This window comes from Streptomyces sp. NPDC048278, assembly GCF_040652195.1.
In the GTDB taxonomy this organism is placed as follows: domain Bacteria; phylum Actinomycetota; class Actinomycetes; order Streptomycetales; family Streptomycetaceae; genus Streptomyces.
Map to the genome: position 1 here is coordinate 1 of NZ_JBEZLP010000015.1, position 12,764 is coordinate 12,764.

Genomic DNA, 12,764 nt, shown 5'->3' on the forward strand with positions numbered 1-12,764 from the left:
CTCCTCCACCTGCCCCCGGTCGACTGCGCGCTGGATCAGGGACGGAAGTTCCGGAGCCGCCCGCACGATCCTAAAAACAGGGGCGCACCGCAGCGCCCCTGTTTTTAGGGGCGCGGGGAACTGCGCGGCCCGCCCCCACTCGCCCGCGGCCGACAGCGGTCGGCAGCGCCCCAAAGGGGCGCGGGGAACTGCGCGATCAGCCACGACGGCGGGGCGTACGTCTCAGGGGGTGCTCTGTCGGTGGGTCAGGCGGAAGATGCGGATCTGGCGGTCTATGCGGTCCTGGTAGGCGGCGTAGGGCGGCCAGAACGTGAGGAGTCGCTGCCAGGCAGCCGCCCGTTCCGGCCCCTCCAGGAGCCGGGCGGTGACCGGGATGTCGCGGCCCTTCCAGCTGATGTCGGCGTCGGGACGGGCCAGGAGGTTGTAGGTCCAGGCGGGATGACCGGTGCGGCCGAAGTTGGAGCCGACGAGGAGCCAGTCGTCGCCCTCGGGCATGCACGCCAGTGGAGTGCGGCGGGGCCGGCCGCTGCGGGCGCCGGTGGAGGTGAGGATCACCCCGGGCAGCATCTGGGCGCTGAGCAGCACCCGGCCGCCGCTGAGCCGGTGCACGGCGCGGTCCAGGGCCGGGATCACGTGCGGGGCCACCTTGGCGAACCCCCGGGTGGCGGACACCTTCTGCACCAGCCGTACGCCGATCACACCGCCACCTCCCGCCCCGCGAACAGCCCGGCCGCCTCGGCCGCGTACCCGCGCAGCCGGTGCGCGGGCCCGAACAGCAACTCGTCCCCGGCGGCCCGCTTGAAGTACAGGTGGGCCTCGTGCTCCCAGGTGAACCCGATCCCGCCGTGCAGCTGGATGCCCTCCCCCGCGGCGGTCCGCAGCGCCTCCAGCGCCTGCGCGAGCGCCAGGCCGCCGGCCGGCTCCCCGTGCACGGTCGCCCAGGCCGCGTAATAGGCCGCGGACCGCGCCGCCCGCACGGCCACGTACACGTCGGCCAGCCGGTGCTTGACCGCCTGGAAGGACCCGATCGGCCGCCCGAACTGCTCCCGCTGCTTCACGTACTCCACGGTCCGCTCCAGCGCCCGGTCGGCGGCTCCCACGGCCTCGGCGGCGAGCACGGCGGCCACGAAGTCGCCGAGGCCGGCGAGCGCGGAACGGACGTCGGTGTCCGGGGCGGGACCCAGCAACTCGGCTTCGGCATTGCGCAGTTGCACCCGGCCCTGACTCCGGGTGGCGTCCAGGCTGGTCCGCCGGGTCCGCACCACCCCGGCGGCGTCGCCCGGCACCAGGAAGAACAGGACGCGCGAGCGGGCGTACCCGCCGGTGTGCGCGGGGACGAGCAGCAGTCCGGCGCTGTGGCCGTCGAGGACCTGGTCGGCCTCCCCGTACAGCCGCCACCGGTCCGCCGTGCGGCGGGCCTGGACTCCCCCGGCCCGGCCGCCGCCCGCCCAGTCGGCGGCGGGCGGCCCGGTGAGCGCGAGGGCGCCGCCGAGCCGGGTGCCGGGGACGGCGAGGGCGGCGGTGAGGCTGCCGTCGGCGATCCGCGGGAGCAGTTCGGCTCGCTGGGCGTCGGTGCCGAGGGCGAGCAGCAGCGGGGCGGCGAGCACGGCGGTGGCGAGGAACGGGACGGGGGCGAGGGCCCGCCCCAACTCCTCGGCGGCGAGGACGACTTCCGTGCGGGAACAGCCGGTCCCGCCGTACGCCTCGGGCAGGGCGAGGCCGGGCAGGCCGAGTTGTTCGCCGAGGACGGTCCACAGGGCGGTGTCGTACCCCTCCGGCCTGTCGACGGCGGCCCGCACGTCCTCCGTACCGCAGCGCTTGTGGAGCAGTTCACGCAGGGCGCGCCGGATCTCGTCCTGCTCGTCGGTGAAGCGGGCGTCCATGACCGGACCTCCTGACGATCTGACGGCCCGTCATGCTAGGGGCGCCGGATGCAGATGCACAGGGGTGGAGTCCAGCGGATCTGATGTACCGTCAGATTCATGACTGGACCCCGCAAGGTCGCCGTGGTCGGCGTGGCCCTGTCCGACTGCGGCCGGGTGGACGAGGCCACCCCGTACGCCCTGCACGCCCAGGCGGCCCGCCGCGCGCTGGCCGACGCCGGTCTCGGCCGGGACGTGGTGGACGGCTTCGCGTCGGCGGGGCTCGGCACGCTGGCGCCCGTGGAGGTGGCCGAGTACCTGGGCCTGCGCCCCACCTGGGCCGACTCCACCTCCGTGGGCGGCTCGACCTGGGAGGTCATGGCGGCCCACGCGGCCGACGCGATCGCCGCCGGCCACGCCAACGCGGTCCTGCTGGTGTACGGCTCGACGGCCCGCGCCGACATCCGGGCGGGGCGGCGCACCGGGAACCTGTCCTTCGGCGCCCGCGGCCCGCTCCAGTTCGAGGTGCCCTACGGCCACACCCTCATCGCCAAGTACGCGATGGCCGCCCGCCGTCACATGATCGAACACGGCACCACCGTCGAGCAGTTGGCGGAGATCGCGGTCCAGGCCCGGGCCAACGCGGCGCTGAACCCGGACGCGATGTTCCGTACCCCGATCACGGTCGACGAGGTCCTGTCCGGACCGATGATCGCCGACCCGTTCACCAAACTGCACTGCTGCATACGCTCGGACGGCGGCGCGGCGGTCCTGCTGGCGGCCGAGGAGTACGTACGGGACTGCCGTACCGCCCCGGTGTGGGTCCTCGGCACGGGCGAGTGCCTCTCCCACGCCACCATGTCGGAGTGGGCGGACTTCACGGTCTCCCCGGCGGCGGTGAGCGGCGAACTGGCCTTCCGGCGGGCCGGGGTCACGCCCGCCGACGTCGACTTCGCCGAGATCTACGACGCGTTCACCTACATGACCCTGGTCACCCTGGAGGACCTCGGCTTCTGCGCGAAGGGCGAGGGCGGGGCGTTCGTGGAGAAGGGACGGCTGCGGGTCGCGGGCGGGGAGCTCCCGGTGAACACCGACGGCGGCGGCCTGTCGGCCCAGCACCCCGGGATGCGCGGCCTGTTCCTCCTCGTGGAGGCGGTACGGCAACTGCGCGGCGAGGCCGGCGAACGGCAGGTGCGGCGGGCGGACGGGGGTCTGCCGCAGCTGGGGGTGGCGTCGGGGACGGGCGGCTGGTTCTGCTCGTCGGGGACGGTGGTGCTGGGACGGGGGTGACACGGGCTCCGCGAGCGGCTGAAAAAACCCACGGGACGGCGGCAACCTCCCGGGGCCCGGCGGCAACTGTCGTACGGAAGCTTCGATGTTCGAAGGACGTGCACCGCCGAACCGCGTAAGGATCCCTCCGTGGCCTCCTCCTCACATCGCCGACGCCCGCAGCCGGACCGGGACTTCGCCTGGCGCCCGGTGCGCGGACCGCTGCTCGCCGTGACCGCCGTGGCCGTCGTCGCCCTGGTCGTGACCCTGGCCGTGGCCTTCCGCCCCGGCACCGCGGCAGGCGCCGCCGGACCGGAGCGGGCGGTGGCCGGATCCGCGTCGCGGGCCGCACCCAGCGCGACGACGGCCTCGGCCACGCCGACACCTTCGAAGCCGTCGAAGCCGTCGACCGCGTCACCGAAGCCGTCCGCGAGCAGCCGGACCACCCCGAAGGCGTCCCCGTCCACCACCGCCTCCCGGCGTGCGGAGAGCGGCACCGCCCACGCCCCCTCCGTCGCCACCACCACCGCCCCCGCGGCCGGCCGGATCCGCCCCGGCACCACCTACCAGGGCGTCGCCACCTCCTACGACGTCGGCAACGGCGACGGCGCCTGCTCCTACGGCCCGACCTCCGACGTGATGACCGCGGCGATGAACACCGCGGACTACGAGACGGCGAAGGCCTGCGGCGCGTACGTCTCCGTCCGCGCGGCGAGCGGTACGGCCATCACCGTACGGATCACCAACGAGTGCCCGGCGCCCTGCGCGCCCGGCCAACTCGACCTCAGCCAGCAGGCGTTCGCGAAGCTGGCGCCCCTGTCGGCGGGCCGGATCGCGATCACCTGGAGCCTGCTGAGCCCGGCCACCTCCGAGACCGTCTCGATCCGCTACAAGACCGGCTCCACCCAGTACTGGTGCGGCATCCAGGCGATCGGCCACCGCAACCCGCTGGCCCGCCTGGAGGTCCGCACCGGCAGCGGCTGGCTGGCGCTGACCCGCACCGGGTACAACTACTTCCTCTCCGAGCAGGGCACCGGCTGCGGCCACGACATCCGCCTCACCGACATCTACGGCGAACAACTCACCGTGCCGGCCCTCGCGGTACGCCCGGACGCGACCCAGCAGACCGGGGTCCAGTTCGCGCGGCATTGAAGGAACGCGCCCCGAAGGGGGCGCGGGGAACTGCGCGACCAGCCACAACGGCGCCGCACTCGACGACGAACCGGCGGCCCCCGGCAAAGCGCCTAGCGCCCGGCGCCTAACGGGCCGGCACGATCCGGTGGCTCCGCCTGGGCTCGGGCCCGTCGAGAAGCGCGACGCCGATGTGGTGGCGGCTGCGCACCCACGCCGTGGGCGTCAGGACGAGCCCGACGACCGCGACGAACACGCTGGCCGAGAAGACGGCCGGCAGCGCCCTGCCGCCCTCGTGGACCGCGTAGCCGACGGCGGCGACGGAGACGAGCAGGGAGAACCCCGACACCGCCGCCCACCCGTTCCGCACCCGCCGGGTCCGCGCGTGGTCGGCGACCTCGGCGAGGACGGCCGCCGTACAGACGGGACACTCCAGCTCGACCCGGTCCCGCCCCTCGGCCGGCCGCACCAGCCGGAAGTCGCGGGCGGCCCAGGTGACGGCCCGCGTCCTGCGCCGTCCGACATCGCCGTTTACATGGCGTACAGCCACTTTCACGGTCTTCGGTCCCCTCATGCCGGACAGTGTGCGGGCGGGGCACAGGTGTTCGCAGCGGTTTGCTCGGTTGTGCCCCCTGGCTTGGCCGCGGGGCCCCGGGGCCGCCGTACGAGGTGGCTGATGACACGGGTGCGGGAGTTGCCGAGTGATACTCGGCACATGGCAGCAACGGATCTTCACGCGCTCCTGAAGTCGCTCCGCGTCTGGCACCCCGAGGCCACGGAGCTACGGCCGTTCGACCCCGGGTCGGCGCCGGACGCCCCGCTCCCGCTCTTCACCACGTGGTTCGCGGAGGCGGTGGCGGCCGGACAGCCGGAGCCGCACACCGTGTCGCTGGCGACGTCGGACGACACGGGCCGGGCGGACGTCCGGATCGTGATGCTGCACGGCGCGGACGCGCACGGCTGGTCCTTCGCGTCGCACGTGACCAGCCGCAAGGGGCACCAGCTGAGCGCCCGCCCGTACGCGGCCCTCGCCTTCTACTGGCCGGTGCTGGGCCGCCAGGTCCGGCTCCGCGGCCCCGTCACCGCGGCGCCCTCGGAGGAGAGCCAGGCCGATCTGCACGCCCGCTCGACCGGCGCCCTGGCGGCGGCGCTCACCGGCCGCCAGAGCAGCCCCCTGTCCTCGCTGGAGGAACTGCGCACGGAGTCGGAGGCGGCCTGGCGACGCGCCCACGCCGACCCGGCCGCCCCCTCCCCGACCTGGACCCTGTACCACCTGCGCCCCGAGGAGGCGGAGTTCTTCCAGGGCGACCCGGACCGCCGGCACGTCCGGCTCCGGTACGTCGCCGAGGAGGACGGCGGGTGGCGGAAGGAATTGCTCTGGCCGTGACCGCCGTGATCGGCGGGGCCGCCGGGGCCGCCGGGGCCGGTGCTCAGGCCGCGAGGCCCTCGATCGCCACGGGCAGGTGGCGGGGGCCGCGCAGCACCGCGTTGGCACGGTACGGCGGCGGGTCCTCCAGCAGCCCGGAGAACTTCACCCGCCGGAACAACTCGGGTACGGCCGCGTGGAGTTCGATCCGGGCGAGCGGGGCGCCGAAGCAGTAGTGGATGCCGGTGTAGAAGCCGAGGTGCTCGTTGTCCTTGCGGTCGGGATCGAACCGGTCGGGGTCGTGGAAGCGCGCGGGGTCGCGGTTGGCCGCGGCCAGCATGAGCCAGACCGGCGAGCCCTTGGGAATCGTGGTGCCGGCGACCTCGATGTCGGCCAGGGCGGTGGTCCACGGGACGAACTGCACCGGGGGCTCGAACCGCAGCACCTCCTCGATGAGCGGGACGGCCAGCCGCGGCTCCTTGTGGAACCGGTCGAGGAGGTCGGGGTGGCGCAGCAGGGTGAGGGTCGTGTTGGTGATCGCGTTGACGGTGGTCTCGTGGCCGGCGACCAGCAGCAGCACCGCGGTGGCCTCCAGGTCCGCCGGTGTCATGTCGGGGGCGAGCGCGCTGAGTATCCCGGGGCCGGGGTGGCGGCGCCTGGTCTCGATCAGCTCGGCCAGGTAGCCGCCCATCTCCTGGCGGGCCCGCTGTGCCTGCTCCTGCGCGTCGTCGCCGCCGGCCGCGGGATCGAGGGACGACGCCAGGGCGTCGGCCCAGCCGTGGAAGCGCGGTTCGTCCTCGCGCGGCACGCCCAGCACCCGGCAGATGGCGGTGACGGGCAGCGGGTAGGAGAAGTCCTCGACGATGTCGACCCGGTCCTTGCCGTCGAAGGCGTCGAGCAGTTCGGTGACGACCGTGGACAGTTCCCCGCGCAGGCCGTCGAGGAACCGGGGGCTGTGCGGCGGCCCGAACGGCCGGTTGATGGTGTCGCGCAGCCGGTCGTGCACGGGCGGGTCGGTGAAGATGAAGCTGGGCGGCAGGCCGGACTCCTCCGTCGGCTGCCCGACGCGGGCGTAGCCGGGCGGGCGGTTGCTGGTGTCGTTGCTCAGCCGAGGGTCGTTGGCCAGCCCCCGTACCTCGTGGTAGGTGCTGACCAGGTAGGTGCCGTCGTCCTCCCGCAGGACCGGTGTCTTGCGCAGCTCCGCGTAGAGCGGGTACGGATCGGCCCGGTTGGCGTAGTCGGCGATCTGTGCGGAGATGGGCTCGGGCGTCATGGCGTCTCCTCGGGGCTCCGGGCGGTACAAGGCCGCTGGTCAGGCATGCGACGGAACGAACTCGACACGCCGTTCGCTCGGTGAGTGACCCGTCAGCGTGACCGTGGCCCCGTGGGTGGGCAGGTGGGGGTCGGGGAAGGCGGGGTCGACCGGCTCCAGCGTCTCGGTCCTGCGGTCGACCGTGCGGTACTCCGGCGGGAAGGGCGCCCCGGACGCGATCTGCTGCTCGTAGAACCCCAGCCACTTGGCCCCGTCGAAGGCCACCGCGGCGATGCACCGGCCGTGGTACCCGTACACCGCGACGAACCGCTCCTCGGTGAGCGCCCCCTGCGCGACGACCAGCTGGTCGCCCAGCGAGGGCACGCCCACCGACTTGATGTTGACGCCGAACTGGGAGGACCAGAACATCGGCAGCCACAGATGCGGCCGGCGCTCCGGGCTCGCGCAGATCATGTTGTGGGCGGCGATCTCGGCCTGCTCGACCGCGTTGCCCCAGTGCTCCAGCGACAGGAACTGGTAGTCGAACAGCGGGTGGGGACTGCGTGCGACGTCCCCGGCGGCGTAGATGTCGTCGGTGACGATGCCGTTGACGTCGAACACCCGGCACCCCGCGTCGCACGCGATCCCCCGGGGCCCCGCGGCCACCCCGGACCCGGCCAGCCAGTCCGTGTTCCGCATGGCACCGAGCGAGACGACCGCCACCTGCACGTCGATCACCGAACCGTCGGACAGATGGGCGCGCCTGAGCCGCCCCACGTCGTCGCCCTCCAGGGCGGTGACGCTGATGCCGCAGCGCAGGTCGACACCGTGCTTGCGCTGCAACCGGTCCGCGACCGCGCCGACCACCCCGCCGAGCGCGCCCACCAGCGGAGCCGGGCCGCGTTCCGCGACCGTCACGTCGAGGCCCAGCTCCCGGCAGGCCGAGGCGACTTCGGAACCCGTGAAGCCGGCCCCGATCACCAGCACCCGGGACACGCCCCCGGCCAGTTTCCGGGTCAGGCGCGCGGAGTCGTCGCGGGTGCGCAGCACGAACACCCCGTCCAGCGCGGCCTCCTCCGGGTGGATCCAGGGCCGGGCCCTGGTCCCGGTGGTGATCAGCAGCCGGTCGTAGGGGACGCTGTCGCCGTTCGCCAGGATCACCCGCCTGGCGTCCCGGTCCAGTTCCTCGGCGGCGACCCCCAGCCGCCACTCGGCGTCGATGTCCCGCCGCCGCGGCAGCGTGGTGTCCTCGGGCCGCGCCCGCCCGAGCAGCGCCTGCTTGGACAGCGGCGGCCGGTCGTAGGGTTCGTACGGCTCGTCGCCGATCATGGTCAGTGACCCGGTGAAGCCCTGCTCGCGCAGGGTCTCCGCGGCACGCAGACCGGCCAGCGAGGCGCCGACGACGACAATGCGGCCCTCGCGCCGCAGGACCTCGACCTCCGTGTCAGCCGGCATGGGACTCCACCCGCCTCGTCGGCTCGTCGGAGTAGTCGACCAGGATGGCCTGGACGGGGCAGGCGGCAGCGGCCTCCTCCACCCGGTCGCGGAGTTCCTCGTCGAAGCGAGGGGAGAACAGCAGCGCTTCCTCGCCGTGCAGGGCGAAGACGTCCGGGGCGAGGAAGACGCACTGCGCGAATCCCTGGCACCGGTTGAGATCGACGACAAGCCTCATCGGGCACCCGCTCTCTGCGCGAGCCGCGGCTCCCCGCGTACCCCGCGACCACCCGCGCTCGGTCCATACGCCGGCCGGCGTGCCTTCCTCCCAGCGTGTGCCTCCGCAGAGGGCCTCGCAAGACGAGCAATCCGGTCTGCGGTTCCCCGCGCCCCCAGGGGCGCGGGGAACCGCGCGACCAGCCACAACGCACCCGCAGACGACAGACGGCAGAGGCAAACGGCAGACCGCGGCTCCGCCGCTCCGCTCAGGACACCGCCCCGAACTCGTACAGCGCCCAGTCCGCCACCGCCCGGTAGCCGATCCGCTGGTAGAGCCCGTTGCTCGTCGGATTCGCGAGGTCCGTGAAGAGCAGCACCTCGGCGGCGCCCGCGGCCAGCGCCGCCCGGCTCACCTCCGCCGTCACCGCACCCGCGTACCCACGGCCGCGCAGTTCCGGCGGGGTGTAGACCGGCCCGACCCGGACCTGACCGGCGACCGCGAGGGTCAGGCCGGCCATGGAGACGGGGGTGCCGTCGGCGGTCTCCCAGAGCGTGGCGCCACCGTAGGAGAGCCGGAAGTCGGCCCAGTCCGCGGCGTCCCGGCCCCCGTGCAGGCCCGCGTCGGCCACGAACCCGTCGTACCAGCGGATCAGCAGGTCCCGGTCGGAGGACGCGGCCATCCTCGCCCGCCCCTCCGGCGCCGGGTCGGGAGGCGTCAACTCGGCGAGCCGATACAGGCGTTGCAGCTCGCGCGGCTTTCCCGGCGCCCCCGTACGGCGCGTCCACTCCGCCACGAACGCCTCCGCCGTGGCGGCATCGGCGCAGATCCCGGAGACCGGGTGGCCGAGGGCGAGGAGCCGTACGGCCAGCGCCTCGGCCTCGGCGGCCGTGAGGCGGGTGACGTTCAGGGCGTACGGGGGCGTGTGCAGCAGCGCCGCGGCCACCCCGCCGTCGCCGCGGGTCAGAAGCCCGAAGAACGGCGGGTCGTCGCCGTACGCCCGCGGCCCCCGCAGCCGGAGCTGTGCCGTGACCGTGAGGTGGACAGTGTGGAGATCGGGACGGGAGCGGAGGAAGTCGCCGCCCCGGTAGAGGTGTTCGTCGACGTCGTCGGTGAAGTGCCAGGAGGCCGACCGGAGTTGTGCAGTCATGGTTGATGGTCCCGGCGGATCGCCGCACTCCGCACCCGAATTGACCCGGTCTACCCCCGCGCCGGGACCCGGTCGAGGTCCGGGCTCGGGTCCGTGGCGAGGCGGCCGTGCAGGTGCACGTCCCGGAAGGCGTCCTTCCGGCCGGCCTCGAACATCGCGCCCCGCAGCGTCCCCTCGTAGTCGTAGCCGCATGTCAGGGCTATCCGGCAGGACGCGTCATGGCCGAGGGCGTGCCCCAGCTCCAGGCGGTGCAGGCCCAGTTCGGCGAAGGCCCAGTCCGTGGCCAGCGCCAGGGCACGGGTGGCGACCCGGCGGCCCCGCGCCTCGGGCAGCACCCAGTAGCCCACGCGGGCCGTCCGGAACGTGTGGTCGATCATGTTGACGCCGACGTGGCCGAGGGTCGTACCGCTCGCCGCGTCCGCGATCCGGAACGGCGCGCAGGTGCCGTCCGCCGCCTGCTTCCGCTGCGCGACCAGGGTGGCGCGGGCACCCGCGAGGTCGCTCACCTCGGTGAGCGGGGTGTTCCAGCGCCGGAAGTCCGGGTCGGTACGGCTGCGCAGCCAGGCCTCGACCTGCGCCTCCGCGTCCGGGTCCCAGCGGTCGAGCCGCAGACCGTGACCGTGCGGGGTGGCGTCGGGGCGATGGGCGGCGGGCTGTTCGTCGGTGAGGGCCATGGGGCCATTCAAACGCGTGCGCCGGGCCAGGCCCCAGCGGGTTTCCCCGCCCGGCCGGGCGGGCGGCCTCAGTGCGGCGGTGCGGATTCCCGTGCCGGCGCCGGTGCTGGTTCCGGCGCCGGGCGGAACACCGGTGCCCCCTCCCGGAAGGCGACCTCCAGCTCCAGTCCGGCGCGCAGGGTCCCCGGGTCGGCGGCCACCAGTTCCGTCATCATGCGCGGCCCCTCCGCGAGGTCGACCACGGCCGGCACGTACGGGACGCGGTCGCCGAACGGCGGGAGGTCGTTGCGGTGGACGACGGACCAGGTGTAAAGGGTCGCGCGGCCGGTGGCCCGTTCCCAGGTGACGTCCTCGCTCCAGCAGTGCGGGCAGAACTCCCGGGGGTAGTGGTGGGCCCGGCCGCAGTCGCCGCAGCGGCGCAGCAGCAGCCGGCTCTCGGCCGCCGCCTCCCAGTAGGGGCGGGTGAAGGCGTCCGGTTCGGGGCGGTCGTACCGCGGGCGCTCGCCGCGTATGCCGTGCGTGCCGTGCGTGCCGTCGGAACTCGTCGCGTCCATGAATGTGACGGTACGTCAGTTCCTGAAGCGCAGCCCAGCCCCGGATGGGCAAAACCTGTGCGATTCCGGTGGGCCTGTGGGTCCCCCGTGAGATCCCGGAAAATTGTTGACGATTTTGTCGGCGCAAGATTACGTTCGCAACCGCAAGGCCAAGGAGTTCGGCACGAGGGTTCGACACGAGAGGCAGCAGGGTGAAGCACAGGGCAGTCAAGCGCAGGACCGTGGTCATGGGGATCGGCGCCACGGCCGGTGTCGCGGCAGTCGGCGGTATCGCCCTCAGCGCGCAGGCGTCGAGCGGTTCCTCCTCGTCCCCGGACTCGCTGGCCTTCGACCCGGACGGGTACGCGAAGCTGACGAAGACGATCACGGACGCCGAGGGCACCGAGCACGAGGTGACCTACCACTTCTGGAAGGCGATCACCTACGTCGCCGACCCGGTGGACGCCACCTACCAGTCCCTGATCGTCAGCGCCCCGGTCGAGATCGACGGCACCGCCGTCGACCCGGCGAACGCCCCGATCCTGCTCGCCAACTCCGTCGGCGGGTACATGCCCTCCTCCGTGGCCGACGCCACCGAGGTCGGCGGCGGCGGTTCCGCCATGGGCGGCGGCGCGGCGCCGAGCGGTGCGCCCACCGGCGCGGCCCCCAGCTCCTCCGCGAGCACGGCCGCCAACGCCAACGGCAACACCAACGCCACCGGCGGCGCCACCTCCAGCAACCAGCTGCTCGCGCTGGCCGCCGGGTACGTCGTGATCGAGCCCGGCGCCCGCGGCCGTACCCTCAAGAACTCCGACGGCGCGTACTACGGCACCGCCCCGGCCGCGATCGTCGACCTCAAGGCCGCCGTCCGGTACATCAGGGCGAACAAGGGCCTGATCCCCGGCGACACCGAGCGCATCGTCTCCGCGGGCACCAGCGCGGGCGGCGCCCTGTCCTCGCTGCTCGGCGCGTCCGGCGACAGCCCGATCTACGAGAAGTACCTGAAGGAGCTCGGCGCGGCCGACGCCTCCGACGCGATCTTCGCGGTCGGCGCCTGGTGCCCGATCACCGACCTGGAGCACGCCGACGGCGCCTACGAGTGGAACTGGGGCACCAACGACCTCGCCACCGGCAAGCAGGTCGACCAGTCCGTCTCCAAGGACCTGAAGGCGCAGTTCGCCGAGTACCAGGCGGGCCTGAAGCTGCGCGGCCTGGCCGGCTTCGGCCCGCTGACCGCCCGCAACTACGACGACTACCTGGTCGAGCAGTACCTGCAGCCCTCGGCCACCAGGTACCTCGCCGCCCTCTCGGACTCGGACCGCGATACGTACCTGGCGAAGAACACCTTCATCACCTGGTCCGGCGGCAGGGCCGCGTTCGCCTGGGACGACTTCCTCACCCACGTCGGCGCCCGCAAGAAGGACACCCCGGCGTTCGACGCCTTCGACCTGTCGGCCGGCGAGAACAATGAATTCGGAGCGGGCACCACCGAGACCCGCCACTTCACGGCGTACGGCGCGAAGAATGACACCACGGGCCTCAGCAGCAAGCGGGTCGCCGCCGACATCCCCGAGAAGCTGAACCTGATGAACCCGATGTACCACCTGGTCGAGAGGGTCAACGACCGCCGCTCCAGGCACTGGTGGATCCGTCTCGGCACCAGCGACTCCGACACCTCGCACGTCGTCTCCGCGAACCTGGCGGCCCGCCTGGACAACCTCGGCGACGACGTGAACCACCTCTACTACTGGGACGAGGGACACGGCGCCAACACCGACCCGGGCGACTTCATCACCTGGATCGCCACGGTGACGGGCTATGACAAGAGCAAGGGCAAGAGCAAGGGCAAGAAGGACAAGCGGAATTAACAGGCATC

13 protein-coding genes are annotated in these 12,764 nt (G+C 73.3%); 4 read left to right on the forward strand and 9 right to left on the reverse strand.

Annotated features, from left to right (window positions below; translation table 11 throughout):
- Positions 1–222: 222 nt before the first annotated feature.
- Together AB0D74_RS25355 and AB0D74_RS25360 are read right to left on the reverse strand one after the other, a co-directional pair.
- Entirely contained in the window at positions 223–699 is a 477-nt protein-coding gene (locus AB0D74_RS25355; RefSeq protein WP_362591219.1) for a nitroreductase/quinone reductase family protein, read from the reverse strand.
- Positions 696–1,883 carry an acyl-CoA dehydrogenase family protein gene (locus tag AB0D74_RS25360; protein ID WP_362591221.1) on the reverse strand — a complete coding sequence of 396 codons (1,188 nt, stop codon included), beginning with the start codon at positions 1,881–1,883 and terminating at the stop codon, positions 696–698. The genes AB0D74_RS25355 and AB0D74_RS25360 overlap by 4 nt, the downstream gene beginning before the upstream one ends.
- A gap of 99 nt (positions 1,884–1,982) precedes the next feature.
- Between AB0D74_RS25360 and AB0D74_RS25365 the strand changes: the two genes are divergently transcribed.
- A complete protein-coding gene (locus tag AB0D74_RS25365) occupies positions 1,983–3,152 on the forward strand; it encodes an acetyl-CoA acetyltransferase (RefSeq protein WP_362591224.1) in 1,170 nt (389 codons plus the stop codon).
- 129 nt (positions 3,153–3,281) lie between these two features.
- Complete coding sequence (locus AB0D74_RS25370; protein ID WP_362591226.1) at positions 3,282–4,283, forward strand: expansin EXLX1 family cellulose-binding protein; 1,002 nt, start codon at positions 3,282–3,284, stop codon at positions 4,281–4,283.
- 106 nt (positions 4,284–4,389) lie between these two features.
- On the opposite strand, the gene AB0D74_RS25375 is transcribed toward AB0D74_RS25370, so the two are convergent.
- On the reverse strand, positions 4,390–4,836 hold the full coding sequence (locus AB0D74_RS25375) for a hypothetical protein (RefSeq protein ID WP_362591229.1): 447 nt from the start codon (positions 4,834–4,836) through the stop codon (positions 4,390–4,392).
- Between the two features lie 141 nt (positions 4,837–4,977).
- Here AB0D74_RS25375 and AB0D74_RS25380 point away from each other — a divergent pair, with 141 nt between their 5' ends.
- Positions 4,978–5,649, forward strand: a complete 672-nt coding sequence (locus AB0D74_RS25380) for a pyridoxal 5'-phosphate synthase (protein ID WP_362591232.1) — start codon at positions 4,978–4,980, stop codon at positions 5,647–5,649.
- Between the two features lie 43 nt (positions 5,650–5,692).
- Here AB0D74_RS25380 and AB0D74_RS25385 read toward each other — a convergent pair whose 3' ends face one another.
- The 6 genes from AB0D74_RS25385 to AB0D74_RS25410 form a co-directional block, all read right to left on the reverse strand.
- Positions 5,693–6,901, reverse strand: a complete 1,209-nt coding sequence (locus AB0D74_RS25385) for a cytochrome P450 (RefSeq protein WP_362591235.1) — start codon at positions 6,899–6,901, stop codon at positions 5,693–5,695.
- 39 nt (positions 6,902–6,940) lie between these two features.
- On the reverse strand, positions 6,941–8,335 hold the full coding sequence (locus AB0D74_RS25390) for an FAD-dependent oxidoreductase (protein ID WP_362591237.1): 1,395 nt from the start codon (positions 8,333–8,335) through the stop codon (positions 6,941–6,943).
- Complete coding sequence (locus tag AB0D74_RS25395) at positions 8,325–8,552, reverse strand: ferredoxin (RefSeq protein ID WP_362591241.1); 228 nt, start codon at positions 8,550–8,552, stop codon at positions 8,325–8,327. Before AB0D74_RS25395 ends, AB0D74_RS25390 begins: the two co-directional genes overlap by 11 nt.
- 247 nt (positions 8,553–8,799) lie before the next feature.
- The gene (locus tag AB0D74_RS25400; protein WP_362591244.1) at positions 8,800–9,681 is read right to left on the reverse strand and encodes a GNAT family N-acetyltransferase; all 882 of its coding nucleotides are present in this window, start codon (positions 9,679–9,681) and stop codon (positions 8,800–8,802) included.
- A gap of 50 nt (positions 9,682–9,731) precedes the next feature.
- A complete protein-coding gene (locus AB0D74_RS25405; RefSeq protein WP_362591247.1) occupies positions 9,732–10,355 on the reverse strand; it encodes a GNAT family protein in 624 nt (207 codons plus the stop codon).
- Between the two features lie 68 nt (positions 10,356–10,423).
- Positions 10,424–10,909: a Zn-ribbon domain-containing OB-fold protein gene (locus AB0D74_RS25410; protein ID WP_362591250.1), complete on the reverse strand. Its 486-nt coding sequence runs from the start codon at positions 10,907–10,909 to the stop codon at positions 10,424–10,426.
- Between the two features lie 227 nt (positions 10,910–11,136).
- On the opposite strand from AB0D74_RS25410, the gene AB0D74_RS25415 reads away from it, so the two are divergent.
- Positions 11,137–12,756 carry a subtype B tannase gene (locus AB0D74_RS25415; protein WP_362591762.1) on the forward strand — a complete coding sequence of 540 codons (1,620 nt, stop codon included), beginning with the start codon at positions 11,137–11,139 and terminating at the stop codon, positions 12,754–12,756.
- The last annotated feature ends 8 nt before the right edge of the window (positions 12,757–12,764 follow it).